Source organism: Limosilactobacillus reuteri subsp. reuteri (genome assembly GCF_000016825.1).
Taxonomy (GTDB): domain Bacteria; phylum Bacillota; class Bacilli; order Lactobacillales; family Lactobacillaceae; genus Limosilactobacillus; species Limosilactobacillus reuteri.
On record NC_009513.1, the window covers coordinates 1,151,136 to 1,172,083 of the forward strand.

Consider the following 20,948-nt stretch of genomic DNA (forward strand, 5'->3'; position numbering starts at 1 on the left):
CTGATACGAATACTGATTAGCTACTTATTTTCTTTAGGAAAGCTTTTACGAAAAACAATATTGGTATTTACTGTCAGATGAACGTGCGGGCGCTGGGGATGAGTTATTAAATCTTGGAGAAGGTTAATTGCCATCCGGCTAAGCGTCTCTTGGTTGATATTGTAGGACGTTAACGGCGGTGAAACATACTTAGCAACGTCACTGTTATTGATGCTAATCACGACAGTATCACGTGGCACAATTACCCCTGCTTCATTAAAAGCCTGGAGAACACCAACACTTAGCGTATCAGAGGCAATAATAAATGCTTCCGGTAAATTATCACCGCTTTGTTCAAGAACCCGTTTACCAAGTTGATAACCGTTTTTTACATTAAATGGGCCATCCACATATAATGGCGCTTCTTTTATCCCTTGCATCCCTGTAAATTCACGAAAGGCGATTTCACGGGCATCAGCTTGTTGGATGTTATTGAGATTAAGGCCTTTTCCGCCAATGAAACCGATTCGTTCATAGCCTGCTTTGGTAAGACGATGAAGAGCATCCTGAATCGTTAATTCAAGGTTAGGCTGGACAGAATCAAATAATTGCGGCATCGGATTTATATCAACAAAAACGCCATGCGGTAAGTATTGATGAAGTTCGATAAGCTGGTCTTGCGTTACCCGGTCCGCCCCCACGCCAATAAATCCTTGGAACGAATCAGCCGCCGCAATTAAATCTTTGATATTACTAAAGATTTCAACTTGCGCCCCAGCTTCATCGACTTCTTTAATAATTGCATTTCGCAAAAACGTAAAATATTCATCTTGCAGTTGTTCTTTACCACTTACCCGATACAATAGAGCAAGATTAGGACGGATTGGTTGCTGCTGAGAGTTTTTCTTGTGGTTGTTCCAATAGCCAAGCTCGTTAGCCACCGTCATGATCTTATTGCGGGTGCTTGGACTGATCGATAAATTTTGGTCATTATTCAAAAGGCGCGAAACCGTTGCTGGTGAATATCCTGATTTTTCCGCAATTTCTTTAATTGTCGCCATCATTTTCACCTCTTTTAGTAATGGGTTTAGTAAATATTATACACTAGTTTGAAGATAGGAAGGATAATTCAATCTACTAATCTTATTCTTAATTATTTTCCCTTGTTTATTTCCCTTAAAATGATCATAATTAAGAGGACGAGATTTATTGATGAGGAGATTTACATTATGAATAAAGTTTCTAAGGGCCTTGTACTCGCTCTTGCCGGTATTACTGTTGGAACTAGTACTGGACTTAGCACTACCTTTTTTCAATCAACCAGTGTTGCCTATGCTGCTGAGATGACAAAGGAAAAAAATGATTTAGCTAATCGTTATATTGCTGATTATTTAGGCAATTGTCAACAATATGAACAGAATGACAAAACATTCAAAGGCTTTTCTTCAATCAAGGATATTACCTATTCGCGGGACAACAAGATTAAAATTGATGTTAATAATGATATCTATCAATTATCTAAAGCCCGGCGTTCACTTTTGATTCAAGATTTGCAAAATGGTGTGTATGGCACATTAGCAGACAACGACCTTAAGAAGTTATCTGAAAAAGATATTCAAAAGGGCTGCCCAACTACTGTTTACTTGAATGGAAAAGTAATTGGCCACACTGCCAAGAATGATAACCATCATATTATTTGGAATAAATAATCGAGTAGGAGATAATTGATTAGTTCAATTATCGACCTCTCACACCACCGTACGTACGGTTCCGTATACGGCGGTTCGACAACTTAATCACTTTGAATTGACTGGAGCGTCTTGGACATATTCATAAGTCCGAGTTGTTCCAGTTTTCTATTTGTTAGAGAATAGCTCAAGGTCTTACTGTGTGCAGTTCGCCAGTAGCCCTTGCGGGTACTAGCGAAGACGTATGCATCACGCTGGGACAGCCCCAGCTTCTGTAAGTTAGTTACCTTAGTTTTAAGCTTCTTCCATTGCTTCCAGATATACTGTCTTATTCGGGCCCTCAACCACTTGTCAAGGCGTTGAATAAAGTCAGTTAGTTTCCCAATTGAGTAGTACTGAAGCCATCCACGCATTTTTCGCTGAATTTCTTCAAACATTCTTGTCAGAGATATTCCACGATTACGTTTAGTTAATAACCTCAATGCTTTCTTTACTCGTTGTTGCGATTGTTTTGCTGGACGGGCGTAGGCTCCATTGTGGTCTACACCCAACGAAAAGCCAAGAAACTTTAACCGTAGCGGGCTACCGACTTTGGTTTTATCTGGGTTCACTTTAACTTTCAATCGCTTTTCAAGAAACTGGGTAATGCTTCGCATTACTCGTTCTCCGGCTCGTTGACTTTTAACATAAATGTTACAATCATCCGCATAGCGCACAAAGTGGTGACCACGTCTAGTCAACTCTTTATCCAACTCATTTAGATAGATATTCGCCAGTATTGGTGACAATGGCCCTCCTTGTGGGGTTCCTTTTTCACTCTTAGCGAAAAGCCCATGGTCTAAGACTCCGCTAGTTAGAAACTTACGAATGAGCCTTAGTGTCCATGGGTCATCAATATATTGTTGAAGATACTTAATCATCAAGTCATGATTAACATTATCAAAATAGGCTTTTAGGTCTAAGTCGACAACTCTTCGATAACCTTGATTATAAAGATCTACTACTTTTGCAATAGCGTCGTGAGCCCCACGGTGAGGGCGGAAGCCAAAACTATTATCAGAGAAAACACGCTCAAAGATAGGTGTAAGAATTTGGGCCACAGCTTGTTGAACCATTCGGTCCACCACTGTTGGTATTCCGAGTTTTCTTACTCCACCATTAGGCTTCGGAATTTCTACCCGTTTGACTGGTGCTGGTTTATACTTGCCCTCACGCAAACTAGCAATCAATTCCGTCTTATTTTCTCTGAGATATGGCAGAAGGTCATTGACTGTCATATCGTCAATGCCTGCTGCCCCTTTATTTCTCTTAACTCGCAAATAAGCCTGATTAAGGTTATTGCGGTCCAAGACTAAGTCTTGGATAGTGACACTCATACCTTTACCTTCACCATAATCGGTACTACGCGCCCTTGTGTACTTTCGGTTTTCCAAACCTATCCTCGACAAGCGGTCAGCTTGTTGTTCTGTTTTCTGCGATTGTCGCACCTGATTACACCTCCGATATAAGTTACAAGTTATTGTCGTTCAGTCCTTCATCTGATTACTCAGACTACTATGACCTCGGCTGACTTCTGGCTTACTCAACGCTACATCACTGCACCGCTTGTTTCTGTGGAAATTAAACTTATTCCTCTTGTCGGAAACGTGTAGGCCAGATCTCCCCGGGTAAGGATATTAACTTTCGTACCATGTCACCGGTAGCTTTACTGAAAGTAACTTCGAGTAGTGTTGGACTTTAACTTGTCATGCAGTCTTATCCAGTTAGTTCCAGCCTTATAGCTACTTCTTGTTCATCGGTGCAGTACTTTGCCTTAGACTTCCTTCAGATTCCACCTCACAGTGGACACCCTTGTCCTCAGCTCATGGTTCCGACTACTACGGCCCATAGCGGACTCTCACCGCCTAGCTAATACCCATGCCGGGCGCACACAAAATAAGAGATTTGGGACAAAGTTGGTGTTCCAAATCTCTTATTTTCATTTAAAGATCGATTTCTAGAATAATTGGCGTATGATCGCGGCGTTCTCCACTATCGATCATCCCCGCTTCTGTAATCTTATCAGCGAGCCGGTCACTGACTAACCAGTAATCAATCCGCCAGCCAGAGTTATTTTGTTTACTAGTAATTACCCGTTGTGCCCACCAGGAATAAACTCCCTTTTCGTCGGGGTGAAGGTGCCGGAAACTATCAGTAAAGCCAGCAGCTAATAGTTTTGAGAAATGCGTACGTTCTTCATCGGTAAAGCCGGCTGAATGATGGTTGGTTGCTGGATGAGCTAAATCAATCTCTTCATGAGCCACATTAAAATCACCACTAGCAATTACCGGTTTTTGTTGGTCAAGTTCATGCAGGTAGTCCCGGTAACAATCATCCCACGTTTGCCGCTCATCTAACCTTTTAAGCCCATTGCCGGAATTTGGCGTATATACTTCTGTAACATAAAAGTCCGGAAATTCAAGGGTAATGATTCTTCCTTCATCATCCATTGGTTCTGGCGCATTAATTTTAGGATAAGTTACTTTCGGCTCATATTGGGCTAAATAGAGGTACATGGTCCCAGCATACCCTTTCCGTGCTGGTTCAACGGAACTTCGCCATGCCACTTCATAATTGGGGAATAATTCTTGTAAAACCGTCAAATGCTTCTTAGTTGGCCCATTCTTTGACAGCTTGGTCTCTTGAATGGCAATGACATCTGGCTTCATCACTGCAATCTTTTTTAATACTTCCCGCGTTTCCCCTGCCCGTACAGAGGTTCCAGTTAGTGCTGCATTAATTGAATCAATGTTCCACGAAATAAATTTCACAGCTATTTCTCCTTTTTATTTCTTAATTTAAGGTCGCTTTCTTTGATGAATACCCCATCGGCAGTTGTCTTACCCGTTTGCTTTGCAATTTCTTGATAAGCTGCGGTAAGCGCTTGTTGATGGTCAACGCCCACTAATTTACAAAAGATTAGCAGTGCAATCTGTAAGTCACCGATGCTGTCGATAAGCTTAGTCTGATTTTCCTTATTATACGCACTAGAAAGTTCGCCAAGCTCTTCTGCCATCTTCATAAATTCGACACGTGGATCCGCGTGGTCAATCCCGCGTTCATGCGCCCACTCATCAATTTTTTGAAACAGATCCTCGTAATTCATCACATGTCACCTCATCAAGTGATAATTCTAGTCTTAACTATAAAATAAAAGAACTAGCTACGCAATAAGAAAATTTCACGCAAGCCTTCTTAACAGTATTTATCAATCACCGCTGTTATAATTATTGCTAGGGAAAGGAAGTGAAACAAATGGACTTAACCAAGTATCGAATCGACCCTGCTAAGTTTGCTTTAGCTTGCGTGCAAAGTTCACCTGATCTTACCACTGAAGATAAATTAAGGGTTTACAAGGAAGCATACGAAGAAGCGCTTACTTTCTATCACCAAATTCAAACAGCCGTTATTAATAAAGGTCGTTCAAAAGAAGATCGCAGCCTTAAGGAAATGGGAGACTTTTTCGATTTAAAGAACTAAATCAATCACCGAACTCACTACCTATCAAAATCTCCCATCCCAATTGATGAAAAATGTTTTTTAAAATTAATTTACTTTGACTACTCACTGCAATCATGATTGTGGTGAGTTTTTTAATTTAAAACAAAAATAAAGGTGCCCTATTTGGACACCTTCAATACCGGTCTTGGGACGCTTAAGGCGCTCTTTATTCATCTACTTAGTATCAGTGATGAACAAGCTTAATTCTAACATAAAAAAATTCCAGTGAATACCATGACGATAGTGAGTAACCATACATACTGAGATAACTTTATGATGCATATTAGCGAGATAAATCATAACCACCCGTCAAACGGGTGGTTTGCACATCGGCTATAAGCCGATAATAAAAGCCGGCGTCTCAAGGCGCTGGCTTTCGCTTTGCTCAAGCCAAAATGCTCTGACTACTTTGCCACCGCTTTAAGCGGTGTTTATACTACCTCACTTACCCTTAAAAGGGTCCGAATATTCCACACTTGTTAGCTTATCCATTGCTATATCATGTTTCTCTTGATCTCGGATATACTTCTTTATCGTGGATTCATTTAATCCAACTGTACTCACATAGTAGCCTTCAGCCCAAAAATGTCGGTTCCCATATTTGTATTTTAAGTTTGCATGTCGATCAAACATCATTAATGCACTTTTCCCTTTTAAGTATCCCATAAACTGCGAGACACTTAGTTTCGGCGGAATACTTACTAACAAGTGCACATGATCTGGCATCATATGACCTTCAATTATTTCTACTCCCTTATATTTGCACAACAAACGAATATAATCTCTCAGGTCTCTTCGGTATTGATTGAAGATCGCTTTACGTCTATACTTTGGTATGAATACGATGTGATACTTACATAACCACTTCGTATGGGCTAAGCTATTTAATTTATTAGCCATATTTATATAACCTCTTTTCCCTTATTGACTTTGGCTTGAACACCTACATCTTAAGGCAAAAGAGGCCTTTTTTATATAATTTTTATCGCCCACCCGCATAGCAGGTGGTTTTTTGTTTCGTGCACTCGCTCTGCTCGCGCACTCAACTAGGTCTAAAGACATTAACAAAAAAGGATGCCGATTAAGGCATCCTGTTTACCGGTACGGATTAAGTAACGAACTGAATCCACTTTGCATGCCGGTACTTCTCATCTGATATATATATTATAACATAAATAAATTATGGTACAATACTATTGCGTGTCGGGAGTAACGACCCAAACTTACACGCAAAAGGGGTGAATTCCCCTATGAAGTTTGTACTTCTCATTCTGATCGTGCCGAACGGGCTCGTTAAGCAACTGTTACACTTTGTAAAGGTTGCAATCAAAAAGGCTCTCAAACGCCTAATCGAGGAACTACTTGGTTAAACTCCATTTAATTCCAAAAGGAGGTGGGCGAGATGTTATTTCAGCGGTGGCGTTTATTTGCTATCGCTGTTTTTATTATACTTAAAAACTGAGCAGCAATTGCAGTTCAAAGCTTTTCTCTACAAATAAATTTTAAAACAAAAAAAACCCTTGATACACAAGGGTTCCGCACTACTAGTTGTCGCGACGACGTTCAGCGATACGAGTAGCCTTACCAGTACGTTCACGGATTTGCTAAGCTGTTTCATCTGCTATTCATGAAGTATTCACAGACTATTCAATTAGTTAATTTAAATAGGTAGAAACTCATTAATTAGTCATGAAGTATTCATAAACTACTCACAAAAAAACTACCAACTACCTACCAGATAATTAACGGCATCTCTTAATGAGGTGTCGTTTTATTTTACGCGTTTATATTTATTTTCATTATAACTCCAATATAATTTTCGCGCTAATTCTATATTAAATTTAAAACAAAAAAGGATGCCGATTAAGGCATCCTGCTTACCGGTACGGTTTAAGTAATCAACTGAAACCATTTTGCACACTGGCATAGTAATATTGATTGTGCCTAATAAGCACATAAAAAAGCTAATCAAAAAGACTATTAAGCAACTATTTGCATGGTTGCGTGTCTAGCCCTTGTGGCTAGGCAAATAGTTATTTCAGCGGCGACATTTTATTTGTCATCGCTGTTTTTATTATACGTCAAAAAGCCCTAGTGATAATTACAATTTCTCTAACTACCACTAGGGCTTGAATATTATTGTCGTTGCGAGTAAACAACTGAATTAAGTTGAGAAGCATTTACCCCGTTGGCAATATCAGAAGCAAATTGATTATAACCAATACCCCAACTTGCAAGGTAACCATATGGATCAACATGTGATCCACCAATATTTTCAGTTACCCAGTTGTGGGTCTTAACACCAGGAGTTCCTGCACCACCAGCATCAAGAGTTAGCGGAATGCCATATTGCTTAGCATAGTACCGAGCAACATTGATGTAAGCAGTGTAGTCCTTAATGAATTGATCACGATTATAAGTCCGACCAAGCTCAATTTGTACTGGACTATAAGGGTTAGCGTTCAAAGCACCCCAAGAAACATAACCCGGTTCACCAACCTCAAAGACTTGACCACCGTCGCCGACAACAAATTGGGTATAAGCTGATTCCCAATTATTGTGAAGGTAGTTAGCGTTAGCAGCCGCACCAGACTCAGCACCTACATCGTGCATGATGATGTAATCGTTGATTGCAGTTTGGCTACTACCTTGCCAATCAGCTAGGTCATAGGTGTGGTTGATTTGTGATGGAGTGAAACCAGTATTCTGTACTTCTGAAAGAATCCCATTCTGGTCCGCATGGTAGGTAACGCCATTAACCGTTACATTAGTATTCGTTACTTTGAGATAGGTTGATGGGTCAAAGTAATACTTGTTCTCTTGCCAGTTAACAAGTCCGCTCATTAGACGGCCATCTTTGCCAACCATGTACCAGTCACCCCATTGTGACTTTACGTACTCCTGCTTATTGGCTTTTAGATAAGTGCCGGGTTCAAAGTAATAATAGTTTCCCATCCATTGTTGAACTCCAGAAAGAACCTGACCATTATCACCAATCATGTACCAATCACCCCACTGGGATTGCACATAGTCACGCTTAGTATGGAGGGTTCCATCTTGATTAAAGAACCAATAAGAACCTTGCCATTGTTGAACTCCAGTTAGCATCTTACCATCTTGGGTTAAATACCAGCTTGTTCCAGGATTAGCCTTAGGAAGTTGCCGATAGGAACGACCCTTTTGCACTTTCCCGTTGCTCTCGTAATAAGTATAGGTGCCATTCTGCTTTTGCCAACCGGTATTAGCAGAAGCAACACTTGCTGAACCTAATAAAAAAGCACTAGCCATTGTTGCTAGTGCCAAGTTCTTAACTTTCTTGAATGATTTATTTTTCATTAGGATTATCCTCCTTGTTAGATTGATTAGGAATAAAACTCTTACCACTAAAGATAGTCTTGTCTGTGTTCAACTTAATGGAACTGTTAGAAATAGTTGTCTTTACACCATCAACTCCAGTTTCAACAGTACTGGTGGTGACTTCGCCGTTGCCTTCCACAAAACCGCATAAACCAAGAATGGTTAAAAGCGTGTTGATAATCGCCGCTACTTGATCCCAGTGACCATATGTAAAGCCAAAAGCCATCATGACTTGTTGAATGAGCACAATTAACAGCGTAATAAAAGACGCTACAACTGTTTTGTTAATTGTGCCGTCTGGATTAAGGAACTTCTTTTTAATTACTGTTTTGAGTTTCATTTATAATTCCCTCTTTCCAAATTTGTAATTCTTCGTTCATGATCCTTTAATTGCTCATCATGACGAATAAATTTCTTATCTCCTTGCTCCAATCGTTCATTGGCTTTAGCATATTGACGATTAGAAACCTCCATATTTCGATTCAACTTACTTAGTTCATCATAAATTGGGCCGAGAATATTTTGTTCGATATTATCAATTGCCGTCTTTGAGCGTTTGCCCAGCCAACGGAAGCCAGCAATAATAAAGCCGATGATTGTTAGAATTGCCACCCAATCCTCTAACGAATACCCCAGAAAATAGCGAACTGTTACCCAGTGCATTTACTCACCTCCAACTATTGAGCGGCGCTACTTGCCGACGTCTCAGAGGTACTTGCTGAACTTGCATTAGTAGCTGGGGCCGATGATGCTGGTGTACTATCTGGTGTCGTAGTTGATGAGCTTGCTGGAGTAGATGGCGAATCAGCTGATGAAGCCGGCGTATCCGGCTTAGCTTCTTGTAAAGCTTTAACTTGTGATGTTAAATCAGTTACTTGTGATGTTAAGTTAGCAACCTGCGTTTGCAAGTCTTTATTTACTGCCGACTTTTGCAACGCATCTAATGCAGTTGCGTTGTCTTGCGCTTGTTGGCGCAACTGATTAAAGGACGCAATCGTAACATACTTACTAGGGTCTGCGTCTTTCCCCGCTTGTCCCTCAGCAATCACACCTGTATCGGTGCCACCAATCATCCAGTGTTTAGTCTTAGGGTCAATTGTTGGCGTTAATCCATTGTTACCATCAAGCCCCTTGCTACCAACACCGGGAATACCTTGGAGTCCTTGCTCGCCTTGAACGCCTTGTGGTAGTTGCAAATTCAAAGTATAGGTATTAGGATCGCTTTGTAATGGTACTAAAGTAGCTGATGGTTGAGCGTCTGGTGACAGCTTGGTTACCGAGCCAATCACAATCTTCGGGGTCTTTCCAGGATCACCCTTGGCACCTTTAGTCAAAGTTCCCACTTTTTGCATAACCGCATTCCAAAAGGCATTAATTGTCATTGATGGAATGTTAGTTACATCTGATACCTTCATTGAGTTTTCTTCAATCGTAAATTGAGCAAATCCTTTTGAGGGATAGACAGCATCTTTCTGCGTGTCGTTGCTCATCGCCCACAATTCAACAATATAGTTGCCAGGGGTTAATTGTTTAACGTCTTCTGTTTTAAGAATGACATTCTTATCTTGAATATACCCGGTAGCCGTAGCAGCGAAGTCCTTAGGGTGTTCTAAGTCATTGTTTAAGGTACTAGCAATCTTGAACGTTAATGTCCGATTACTAAAATCAGGTACTTTATCATCATCAAGCGCAGTAAAAGTCATTACTGCATCCGTATCACCGAACTTCCAATCTTTCCAATTATCAGCAATTGTTAGTGTGCGCATATGTTTCTCCTTTCTATTTTGTGCAAAATAAAAACGCCCTATCGGACGTTCTCCTTCTTTATTCTTTCCCATTGAATGGAAAAATATTCTCGTGACAAATCAACAAGATCATCAATCTCTTTTGCTGGCAGAGATCTATTCGATTCCAGGTTTTCAATAACTTTCTCAATCTGATTATTAATGTCTGTTACTAGATAATCATGATCATCATATAAGTGCATTCGTATTTGGGCTTGCAGTGCATATAACTCGCTCGAAGTCTGATTTGCTTTTTTAATCGCTGCTTTTGCATCCTCAGTTATGTTGTCAAAAACTCGATCATTGCTGTTTGACTTTATTGCTTCACTGAAACGCCCTACTAAACCATCGGTTGCATTGTAGACTTGATGAGTCTGAAAACACGCTTTGACAAACTTGCTAATAAGATCACGAGTTTCATTGTTCCACTCTAATGTAACTTCATTTGTCTTTTCGAGATTTAACATTTTTGTAGTCTCCCTTTGCGTTCTATTGCTTAAATGTGCAATTAAAATATTCGTCATAGATGCAATAAGACCTGCTACCAGACCTGTTCCAATTACGTTCCACATAATTAATCCACCTTTTAATTGATGAATTAATTATACAATTACTCTGCATACTTTTTGCCAGTAAATTCTTTATATTGTTCCTTTGTAATTGCCCCGTCTTTAACTGCCCAGCGAATATCAGCATACTGTTGAGCTAGCATTTTGATTATCTCAATCATTTTTATCACTCTTTTCTAACTGATTGACTTTTTGCGTCAATTGGAAGACTTGTTGTGTTAAAGCATTGATTAATTTAGCTGATCCGTCTGGTTCACTTGCTGGAACGTTGTATAGCTTTCGGTATTCATCATTACTAATGCCATGCCAGGTATTATTTGCTGGATCATAAGTAGGCTCATTCAATCCATCTGGTGGTACAGTAGGCGTTGCATTGGCAATCACTGTTCCGGGCTTAATCTTGGCTAAACCAGTTAGGTGATAGCTATCGTCATATTCATAAACTGTTTGCGGCTTATTGATGGATTCATTATCCGCCAATTCATATGCTTCTAAGTTAATGTTGTCTTTACGTCCCACAAAGAGGTTATTCTTGTTATATACATAGATTGTTGCCATATTGCTCACCCCTATCTGTCAAATGCAATAATTACAAGACTAAGTCGTTCAATTTCGTGGCGCTTGCCTTTAAGACTGATATTGAGCTTCTTACTATCAATATCAAGACGTGGTAAAGCATACCCTTCAAAGTGATACATCTGTGCAATTGCCACATCAGCGTTATCAACGGTCCATGGAAGATAGATTTGTGATTCATTAAAGTCTTGGTCATTGTCGACCTTAACATCACCACGTCCTAGAATTAGGTTCACATTCTGCATAATATGGAACTTAGAGAGAGCAAAGTCATTTCCGTTGTTAGCACGTGACAGACAACCACCTAAGGTATAATCACGAGTCCAAGCGGAATCGGTTCTCAATACATTAGCTAACCGTCCAGTAATCGAATTAAGCTGGCTAGTTAAACCATTGAACTTGTTATCAGTATAGTTGAATAGCGCTTGGCGAGCTGGTCCTTGCAAGTTGTCAATCTCAGTAACTCCGTGGAACTTGTTCTCACCAGTAAAATTATTGTTCCCACCAAAAGTTGCCACTTGGTTAGCCGAGATTGCAGCTAATAATGCTTGAACTGCTGAACGGGCAACATCTGCTGCTCCCTCTGTTCCTGAAAGCATTGCTTTAAGCTGATTAACCCAGTTAGCAACTTCTTGTTCAACTCCAGCCATGCTTTGACTTACATATCCATTGAATATTTTAGAATCTCCATAGGTCATATAGTCAGCACCAGCTAGCGTAGTAAAGGCAACATTAATCGTTGAAATAACTTGATTGTTACTGTCCTTAATACGGAAATAGGCTTGCTGATAATCACCAAGTGCTTGATAGAACGCTCCCGGAATTGTAAAGTCAAGCGTACCAACAGATGGATCAATTACTTTGTAAGTGGCACCAGAAATTTTTAACCGCCCATCATGGTCAACACCCACAAGGTCAATCGACTTGCCTTGCATATTCATTGGCAGGTGATTAGGACCTTGTACAATAACAAATGGCACAACTCGCCCGTTATCGCCTTGATGACCATTCATTGCTGGCATTTTAACCGTAGTATCGGCTGAAACTGTGGTATCAAGGATAATCCGATTATTGCGGTCTTTAGCTTCAATTAAATCAGCCATTATCATTCTCCTTTCAATATCTTATTAATATAACCAATTAACGTGTTTAATTTGTTTTCAATCAGATACCAGTTGTAATTAACGGTATCTTTGTAATGAGCATCAGTCGCCAAACTGTCAACACGTAGCAATCGCAATAGGCTAGTTTTAGCACCCGTTTCAGGGTCACATAACCAGTTGCTATTACATAAGCTAATCAGCTCGTTAACTTCTCGCTCTAAGTTGAAGAAACTTAATAATACATAGTTGCGAAGCGGACGAGTAAGCGCATTGTCGGGAGCGATTAACGTTGCCTGAACCTGCTTACTATCCGTTCCCATAAGGTTGTGCATTTGGCTATAAAGTTCATTAATCTTGTTGAGCGTCCGGTTAATCCCGTTACTCACATTGGTACCAATCCCAAATAAATCTGCTAAACGGTCAAGCCTCAACTCATCAACTGTTTTAACAACTGGTGGTTGAGGCTTATTTTCTGGCTTATCAGTTTTAGGTGGATTATCGTGAGGAGGGTCAATATGTGGTGGTGGACTCGGTTGAACTGTTCCACCTGCCATTTGCTTAAACTTCTCTGCTAGCCGTTGAGCAATAGCTCGCATCGTTGCTTTCGTTGGGTGTACTCCTGTATTACCGTCACCCAGTGTTTGATTAGCATTTTCGTAGGTAATTAATGGATCTGGGCGCCAGTCGTAATATTCAAGCCCTTCTTGTTTGGCAACGTCAATTAACATGTCGTCTAACTGATTCTGGTTCCAGAAAGCATTGTTGACATCATAAAGGGTCTTGCTTCCTTGTCGAAAGTCCTCAGTCGGCAATTCCAACAAGATTTTAATGTTAGGGTTCTTACGCTTTAACGCCTCAAACCCATTAACCGCATTCTGCTTAACAGTTGCTAAGGCTTCGGGCCAGCTGAAGTTATTAACTCCATAACTTACTAGCGCATAGTCGAACCCTGATACGTCAGTCTTATTGACCATCGCCGTAAAGCCATTTGAACTATTGTCATACTTAGTTCCGCCAATCGCTACATTGGCTACCTGCCAGCCTAAGTGTTGACCAATCAATTCAGGGATCCGTTGATTGGCTGAAACATTTTCTTTTCCGTCCCAACCAGCAAAAATTGAATCGCCAAACGCAACTAGTTTGGTCATGTTACCACCTCGTTATTGATTGTTCGGTTCAGTATTTTGGTTTTCCTTTTTGATAGCTGTATCAGCGGCGAGCTTCTGCTTAGCAATGGTAATTAAGTCCTTCATTGATAATTGCATAAAGTCCTTGCTTTCTGGTAAATCATCTGGTTTAACCCGAATTGAAGCATTGACAAATTCAGTACTATCAGCACTTTCATTATGCAAACCAACTTGCGCATAAAGACACTTGCCAGTATTAGTATCAAATTGGTAGTTAAATGAGCTTAATTGTGTTTCATTCATGGTATTTTCCTCCTAAATTTTTGTACTAAAAAGGCCCACAGCTTACTTATTAGCTTGTGGGTCTTGTTTTGTTTCCGGTTCAGTAGTTTGTGTTTGACTATCTGTTTTCTTGTCGTCTTCCTTAGACAACTTGGTTTTCAAGTCTTCAATTTGTTTCCTTAATTGGTCATTTTCATTTGATAGTTCAACTGCTTGTGCTTTGAAACTTGCTCGATCGATTTCGGCATTAGAAAGACGTGCTGCTAATTCTCGGGCGGTTTGTACTAATAAATCATTGTTATTCATGTTGTAATTTCTCCTTTAATTCTTTAATTTCTTCTTTTTGTGTTTGCACTTGTTTATCAATTTCTTGGAATGCGGCGATGAGGTATGATAATTCAACACTCGGCTCACGATATTTTCCGGTTTGGTCGATGAATTCTCTTGGGACCGAGTAATGCGATACATCGTTAACATCATCAATAATGAAACTAGCTTGTGGGTCGTAGACACCCTTAGCTACATTCCGCTTATACTCATAAAGGTATTGATCATCTTGACGGATCTTATCTAGCGCTAGACTAGTATCAAGCTTTTTGATATTCGTCTTCTTTGATAGGGTCGAATAAGTGAGCCATCCTTGTGCTCGGCAATAATCGTTGAAGTAAACATACTTCATGAAGCGAGCACCAGAATTAACATGGAAGTTCTCGCCGTTGTTATCACCGGTATTAAATTCAACAGTATTAGAATTATCAAGACGGGTAAAGCCAGTATAAGTTCCATTATTAGTATTATTTTGGAAAAATAACGTTGGCTTAATATTTACTCCGCCATCAACTACTTGCATATGCATATTACCTTTAGCAGCAAAGTTAATTTCCTGATTATTCAGACTAATAGCGGGTACCATTGAATACCATAGTTGGCTAGCTGTTGTCCCACCCGAGTTAAAGTGGTCAAAAGCATTGATATATAAATGACGATCGGCACTAGAAGTATCATACCCAATGCTATATTGAGGAACTTCTTTACCATATGAGCTATCCATGAAGTCTATACCATCAAAATTAAATCGAGTTGTAGGGTTATTAACCGCATTCTCTTCTGTCTGAACATAAAAATGGTCATCATCAGATGATAATCTTACATGTCCGTTACTCAACGATATCTTGTCGGTATTAAGTGTTCCAGTATTAATCTTATCGGCACTCAAACTAGCAATTGCCGCACTCGGAATAAAAGCACGACCGGAAAATACGACTGACGAAGCATCAAGGTATAGCTTATTTGACTGAATTAACGTATTACCAGCCGTTAAATTAATCTGACTGAGCAGGTCACCGCTCTTGACCCGCAGGTTGATGTCGTCACGAAGCTGGGTGATCTCACTCTCGGTTGCACCCTGCGACCATGCGGACCATTTACTTCCGTCGTACTGGCGGCTGTAATGAATGTTGTCCCGGTCAGACACGGCGTACTGGACGATTCGACTGTCATAGCCGGGTTCAACCTGCACGTACCACCAATAGTCACCCGGTGGCAGATTAGATCCGCCTTTGACGAAAATCTTCTGCTGTAACACGGCGGTGTTGAGGTCAATGCTGTCAGTACTCTTCCACGTCGCCTCGTCTTTCAAAGCGTTGAAGTCGCTGGCACTAACCTTTGACTGGATCACGTTCGACAGTTGCGTAATCTGTGATGAGGTGTCGTTCTTGAAGTTCGTCACATTCGATTGCAGTCCGTCAATTGAAGCGGTGAGTGATTGTACCTGTGTCACAGTGGCGTTGTACTTCGCATCGAGGTTCGTGATGCTCTCATTGATCGTACCCGCTGTCTGAGTGATCAGTGATTGTACTGTACTAGTTGTAGCATAGCCTTTTCCATCAACAATGTTATTCACATCTGTACTAGTTACTTTTGACTTTATTTGGTCCGCCATGACATCTAAACGAGAACTAATTTGTTGAGCTGTGCCCTTGATATTATCAACATCAGTTTGCTTTGCCATAAGACTGATGAGCTTACTGTTTTCATCAATGGCAGTTGTGTTTTTGCTAATTGCAGTAATGGTATCATCGGGATTAGCTAACCATGTACCAATATAATTTCCAACAACAGCAAAGGGTAAAGCTACATAAATATTTCCCTTGTTACCAACGCAGCCCCATAAATAAAAGTCAGGGTGATTAATATTTCTATGACCAGAAAATTTATAAGCTTGCCATTCGGTAGTGAGACTTTGATCTGTATAACCTCCACCGCCCCATAATTCAGTATGCATTTTATCTCCAGCATTATCTGCTTTGGCATAAACTACCCATGTTACTAGATCATCGTTATATGGACCATCTAAAAAAGTAGTAAGTTGTCCGCCGTCTACACCAGCGCCTCCAAGAATAGCAATTCTACCATCAAGATATTTGTCCGATGTAACAGTAACTGAATAGCCTTTATTCCATCCGTCAAATGTGTCTGAATGGTGGAGAAGATTACGAGTACCAATCTTCATTCCATTAACTTTATCCCTCAATGTCTGATATTCAGCGGATGAAACTTTTTGGCTGATTTGATCAGCCATTGTCTTTTGTTCGGCGCTGACTTGGTTAACAGTTCCTTTAACACTATCAACTTCGGACTTATCGGCTTTATTTAGCAGCATATCCTTAGTTTGCTGTTGTTCAGTGCTTAACGCTGTTTGCTTAGATTTTAAGTCGCCTGTAATACCAGAATACTTACTATCTAAGTTGTTAAGTGTCACATTAAGACTAGCCAATTGATTATCTTGACCAGTTAAAGTGTCATGCAACCCCTTAGCGTCAAGCTGAATGTTTTGGATATTCTTTTGTGCATCGCTAAGTAATAATTGCAGATTGTCTGCTTTCTGCGTGACCTTATCAATATTACCCTTTTCGTCAGTCAATTCACTCGTATGTTCAGCAGCAGTCTGCTCTACCTTGCTTAAACGTCCATCCTGATCCTTGAACGTTTGCTCATACTTGCTGGCAGTTAACAGCAGATTAGATATGTTTTTCTCTGCATCTGTCATTGACGCTTGTAACTTATCAGCAGAGGTTAACAATGAGGCAATGTTACCTTGATTGTCCTTGATGTTCTGGCGTAAGCCTTTGATATCAGCTTGAATCTGATTGACATTTCCCTGTGCAGAAGCAAAATCAGCCTCAAACTGTCCTTGTTTCTGCTTAATCAGAGTGATGTCATGGCCTTGTTCAGCAGCACTTTTAGCATAAGTGTCAAGGTCAGTTCCAACCTCATTTAATTGCTTTTCGACTTTATCCATCGAGTCACTTGTCGATTTAAGTTCGGCTTGAACTGCTTGAACGGCGGATTCATTGGCGGATTTTGCTTGATTGACACCAGCCTGTACCTCAGCAATAGTTGATTCGATTTGCGCAACATCACTAGCCGCATTAGCTTTCAATTGCTGAATTTCCGCCGTAGCACTATCCATTGCGGACTTTGCTTCAACCACCGCTGAACTCTGTGCAACGATCGCATCACTATTGACCTTACTTGCAGCAATAGCGGACTCAGCAAATTTCACAGCCTTATCGGCTTGTTGTCGAGCTTTTTCAAGTCCTGGTAATTGATTTTTTATTTCATCTGCAACGGTATGGTCTAACAGCTCGCTGACCTCAGCTTGCTGTTTCGGTTTTAGTAATTCCCACATTCGTTCTGCATCTGGCCGACGAAAGATAATTCCTTTAGGCGAAATAACTGTATTAAAGTCATTTCCCATTGTGGAATAACCAAAACCTTTACCACCGCCAAGAACTGTATCTTGACCAATGCCAACCCAACCTTTGCTATCAGTATTTACGTCAACATTGGTGTAGGTATTCCGCTCTTTACGGGTAATTGGTTGCTTATTTAGTTTCTCAGTTAGATCAATATTTAGTCCATTAATATAACCGTCAGTATCCCCAACTGTTATTGAATTATCGCCATCCTGATCAATCATTTTGTAAAAGCTAATATTTTTTACATCATCTTTATCTAAGCTAGCAAATCCCTTAACAGTGTTAACCAGTCCAACATAGTAGCCACCTTGACGTAAGTTAGAATAGATACTTTGAATTTCGTTAATGTTACCTACATCTTCAATGTTTATAAATACATAGCTTCCTTCTACAAATCCTTGATTAGATAGATTTTGTAAAAGATTTAATACGTCACTTGCTCCTGAGTAATTAACTAGAGCATGAATTTTAGCATTAGCTTTTTCCGCCAATCCAACCAACTTTTCAGTATCAATCTGATTGGCCCTGATTAATACAACTGAACTTTTATTAAGGTCATTACTATTAGCTGTTGTTAGTATCTTGATCGGTATTTGGCTTTTCAATGTTTTCTCCAAATGTTCTCACCTCCTGTCTCGTCCAAGTCTGCTTTGACCATCCTGGATTGATTATCTGTGTAGGACGATTAGCAGCATTATTGAATGATTGTTCATAATCAAGAATAGATTTTTCAACACTATTCAAAGTAATTGTAGTATTATTTGATGATCTTCTATGCGAATACCAAGTAAAACCAACAATTGGTAACTTAGACTTATAGTTTCGTTGTTTGATTTCAAAATGAACAATATCGCCAGGGATAGGTCGTTCATTATTCATCATCGTGCAAGTAATAGACATATCTGGGTTAGGATGAAATTGTTTCAGTGCATAATCTCTCATCTGATCTTTATCTTGAATGGAATCATTAGTAATATCATCAGGAGCAAAGAATAATCCCCAACGATCAATGCTTTCCTGGTCCTTTACAATAAATGGCTGGAAATAGTACTGAGTTGTATCTGTTTCAGTAGTTGTGGTTGCATCAGTTCCGTCATCCTCATCAGATGCACCTTGTGAGACAACTGCTGCCATTTGGTCGTTTCTCGCGTACCATGAAGGTGGGTAGTAGCTAACAGGTTCAATCTTGCAGCTTTCTCCAGGTTCAGGTTCATAAATCATTGTATTTGCGTCTAGCATTAAACAAATATGATGGGTACCACCATGGGGACCATAAAACCCAACATCCCCTGTTTGTGGTGTTGATACTTGGTGAAAACTAGGTTCCATTGCAATAGTTTGAGCAGGAACTCTAATTCCAAAGTCTTGATAAACTTGACTTACAAAAGATGAACAGTCCATTCCCGACCATGGATTTCCGCCACGGGTTCCACCAGCTCCACCATATACATAAGGAACGCCTAAATACTTTTTTGCATCATTGATAACTGCTTGTGCACCTTTACCACTTGTAATTGTTCCGTTAGGTAATCCTGTATCCGTAGTCGATGTATCTTGTTGTGTATAAGTGGCTCCTACACATCGTGCTTCATTAATAATTGAATTAGAATCAATGTCAATTTGAATGTCAGAAACATTATTCAAGTAGTCTAGACGATGGCCACGATCTTTATAGAACTCATCATGCGAATAAACGGTAATATGTTTGGCCATCGGGAAAATTACTGCGTCAGTCCAGGTTTCAGTTATTTTAGAAATTCCTGTTTTAAGAGAAACGGCATCAAGTGCTACAGGTTGGGGATCAAATTGACCTTTGATTTCCCAAGTGAAATTTAGCCAGTTATTACCATTTGTATTGTTGGCATCACCAATGTAGTACTTCATTATTTGCTCGGGTCCGATTGGCGTTAAACTAGTATTTTCATCATCTTTATTATCTTGATTTGTTTGATTAGGAGCATTGCTATCAGGTGATGCTTTGTGACCTATATCGCCCCAATCGGTATTACCATCAACACTCTTTGATCGAGATAATTCAGTATAGATTTGAGAACAAGTAACTTGAATTGCCGAAGACCCTTGACTAGGCGCATCACTTACCTGTTTAATAACAAAAATCTCACCATGATCATATACCCAAGACTGATTAGTTAGCATACTGTATGCTTCTGATCCGTCATCATAAGCAGTAAAGGTAAGGGTATAGTCACCATTAACCGCGTAAGTCCACTCTACTTGATCGAACAATACCGCTTTTAGTGCTGCACGCTTACCATGAATATCTTCAATGATTAACTTATCGCCATTCATAAGCATCACCAACCTAATACAAATAAATAAACGGAAAGCTAAATGTTATATCAACACTTGAGCATTCCGTTATTTGAAAGTTATTATTACCACGTTCAAGGGTAATCGTGCCAAAATCTGTATCATTGTTAATATTGTTATTATCAACATAACAATTAACACCATCATAAGTAATTACTCCTGATTGAGATTTGGTAATTTCTAATGACGAATTATTTGTTGTATTTGTTATCTTACACTTACTACCTGAGAATCTTATCAGAACTTTCATATCATGGTGTTGGTAATAAGGATCAATAGCAACATCGCTAGGATTATAAACTGTGAAATTCATTGAATTAAAGTGGTAATCTCCTGGGTTATTTCCTAAGTAGTTCATTCCATACCCAGTTCCATCTCCATTAAAATCCTTCACCGTATCAGAGCGAAAAATACTGAACCAATATCCAGACGGATTTTCAAAGGGGATTGTAAAAGTGGCTACGTTTGCTCCAGGACTAATCGGTGCAACATCAGCGGTCATCGGATAGGCGAAATACACTTTAGCCATATTAATAGAATGGCGAATCCTTATCAATTGTCGACTACCAAAAAGTAAATTATAGAGCTTATGCTTAGCTAACTGTAAATCCTCATAGTCCATAAAGTTTAATGAGAACTTTTCATTCATTGTTCGTTTGTCATACGCCTCTGATATAAATTGTTGACCATCAACTGCAGCTAATTGTTGGTAGTTATTAACTACTTGTGGGCTAGAACCTGAATCATCCATTCCTAGGTATGATAATCCAGTGATTTTATCAGTTAGTTTTATTTCGGGCTGGTTACCAACCTTAACGTAAATTTCTGGTTCACTCACTTATTACCATCTC

At 39.8% G+C, this 20,948-nt stretch carries 21 protein-coding genes; 2 read left to right on the top strand and 19 right to left on the bottom strand.

Annotated elements, in window-relative coordinates:
• Positions 1–20: 20 nt before the first annotated feature.
• Entirely contained in the window at positions 21–1,040 is a 1,020-nt protein-coding gene (locus LREU_RS05710; RefSeq protein ID WP_011953488.1) for a LacI family DNA-binding transcriptional regulator, read from the bottom strand.
• 168 nt (positions 1,041–1,208) lie between these two features.
• On the opposite strand from LREU_RS05710, the gene LREU_RS05715 reads away from it, so the two are divergent.
• Positions 1,209–1,688, top strand: coding sequence for a hypothetical protein (locus tag LREU_RS05715; protein WP_011953489.1), 480 nt, complete (start codon positions 1,209–1,211; stop codon positions 1,686–1,688).
• A gap of 83 nt (positions 1,689–1,771) precedes the next feature.
• Here the strand turns inward: LREU_RS05715 and ltrA are convergent, their stop codons facing one another.
• The 3 genes from ltrA to LREU_RS05730 all read right to left on the bottom strand — a co-directional run bounded on the left by ltrA (position 1,772) and on the right by LREU_RS05730 (position 4,812).
• Complete coding sequence (gene ltrA, locus LREU_RS05720) at positions 1,772–3,154, bottom strand: group II intron reverse transcriptase/maturase (protein WP_003666987.1); 1,383 nt, start codon at positions 3,152–3,154, stop codon at positions 1,772–1,774.
• Between the two features lie 495 nt (positions 3,155–3,649).
• Positions 3,650–4,477: an exodeoxyribonuclease III gene (locus LREU_RS05725; protein WP_003666986.1), complete on the bottom strand. Its 828-nt coding sequence runs from the start codon at positions 4,475–4,477 to the stop codon at positions 3,650–3,652.
• 2 nt (positions 4,478–4,479) lie between these two features.
• Positions 4,480–4,812 (bottom strand): MazG-like family protein, encoded by a 333-nt coding sequence (locus LREU_RS05730; RefSeq protein ID WP_003666985.1) that lies wholly within the window; start codon positions 4,810–4,812, stop codon positions 4,480–4,482.
• 149 nt (positions 4,813–4,961) lie between these two features.
• On the opposite strand from LREU_RS05730, the gene LREU_RS05735 reads away from it, so the two are divergent.
• Positions 4,962–5,186, top strand: coding sequence for a hypothetical protein (locus LREU_RS05735; protein ID WP_003666984.1), 225 nt, complete (start codon positions 4,962–4,964; stop codon positions 5,184–5,186).
• A gap of 462 nt (positions 5,187–5,648) precedes the next feature.
• Here LREU_RS05735 and tnpA read toward each other — a convergent pair whose 3' ends face one another.
• From tnpA to LREU_RS05805, 15 genes are all read right to left on the bottom strand, one after another.
• Positions 5,649–6,107: an IS200/IS605 family transposase gene (gene tnpA, locus LREU_RS05740; protein ID WP_003664118.1), complete on the bottom strand. Its 459-nt coding sequence runs from the start codon at positions 6,105–6,107 to the stop codon at positions 5,649–5,651.
• 1,236 nt (positions 6,108–7,343) lie between these two features.
• On the bottom strand, positions 7,344–8,543 hold the full coding sequence (locus LREU_RS05745) for a peptidoglycan recognition protein family protein (protein ID WP_003666953.1): 1,200 nt from the start codon (positions 8,541–8,543) through the stop codon (positions 7,344–7,346).
• Entirely contained in the window at positions 8,533–8,904 is a 372-nt protein-coding gene (locus LREU_RS05750; protein ID WP_003666952.1) for a hypothetical protein, read from the bottom strand. Before LREU_RS05750 ends, LREU_RS05745 begins: the two co-directional genes overlap by 11 nt.
• On the bottom strand, positions 8,901–9,227 hold the full coding sequence (locus LREU_RS05755; RefSeq protein ID WP_003666951.1) for a hypothetical protein: 327 nt from the start codon (positions 9,225–9,227) through the stop codon (positions 8,901–8,903). The genes LREU_RS05750 and LREU_RS05755 overlap by 4 nt, the downstream gene beginning before the upstream one ends.
• 14 nt (positions 9,228–9,241) lie before the next feature.
• Positions 9,242–10,330: a hypothetical protein gene (locus LREU_RS05760; RefSeq protein WP_003666949.1), complete on the bottom strand. Its 1,089-nt coding sequence runs from the start codon at positions 10,328–10,330 to the stop codon at positions 9,242–9,244.
• Positions 10,331–10,368: 38 nt separating this feature from the next.
• Positions 10,369–10,815, bottom strand: coding sequence for a hypothetical protein (locus LREU_RS05765; protein WP_011953491.1), 447 nt, complete (start codon positions 10,813–10,815; stop codon positions 10,369–10,371).
• A gap of 143 nt (positions 10,816–10,958) precedes the next feature.
• Positions 10,959–11,078: an XkdX family protein gene (locus LREU_RS10245; protein WP_003666947.1), complete on the bottom strand. Its 120-nt coding sequence runs from the start codon at positions 11,076–11,078 to the stop codon at positions 10,959–10,961.
• Positions 11,071–11,475, bottom strand: coding sequence for a hypothetical protein (locus LREU_RS05770; protein WP_003666945.1), 405 nt, complete (start codon positions 11,473–11,475; stop codon positions 11,071–11,073). Before LREU_RS05770 ends, LREU_RS10245 begins: the two co-directional genes overlap by 8 nt.
• An 11-nt stretch (positions 11,476–11,486) precedes the next feature.
• Entirely contained in the window at positions 11,487–12,596 is a 1,110-nt protein-coding gene (locus LREU_RS05775) for a BppU family phage baseplate upper protein (protein ID WP_011953452.1), read from the bottom strand.
• 2 nt (positions 12,597–12,598) lie between these two features.
• On the bottom strand, positions 12,599–13,744 hold the full coding sequence (locus LREU_RS05780) for an SGNH/GDSL hydrolase family protein (RefSeq protein ID WP_003666943.1): 1,146 nt from the start codon (positions 13,742–13,744) through the stop codon (positions 12,599–12,601).
• A gap of 12 nt (positions 13,745–13,756) precedes the next feature.
• The gene (locus LREU_RS05785; protein ID WP_003666942.1) at positions 13,757–14,026 is read right to left on the bottom strand and encodes a hypothetical protein; all 270 of its coding nucleotides are present in this window, start codon (positions 14,024–14,026) and stop codon (positions 13,757–13,759) included.
• A gap of 42 nt (positions 14,027–14,068) precedes the next feature.
• Positions 14,069–14,311 carry a hypothetical protein gene (locus LREU_RS05790; protein WP_003666941.1) on the bottom strand — a complete coding sequence of 81 codons (243 nt, stop codon included), beginning with the start codon at positions 14,309–14,311 and terminating at the stop codon, positions 14,069–14,071.
• A complete protein-coding gene (locus LREU_RS05795) occupies positions 14,304–18,383 on the bottom strand; it encodes a hypothetical protein (protein WP_003666940.1) in 4,080 nt (1,359 codons plus the stop codon). The genes LREU_RS05790 and LREU_RS05795 overlap by 8 nt, the downstream gene beginning before the upstream one ends.
• Positions 18,331–20,076, bottom strand: coding sequence for a phage tail protein (locus tag LREU_RS05800; RefSeq protein WP_011953492.1), 1,746 nt, complete (start codon positions 20,074–20,076; stop codon positions 18,331–18,333). The genes LREU_RS05795 and LREU_RS05800 overlap by 53 nt, the downstream gene beginning before the upstream one ends.
• 13 nt (positions 20,077–20,089) lie before the next feature.
• Entirely contained in the window at positions 20,090–20,935 is an 846-nt protein-coding gene (locus LREU_RS05805; RefSeq protein ID WP_003666938.1) for a phage tail family protein, read from the bottom strand.
• Positions 20,936–20,948 lie beyond the last annotated feature (13 nt).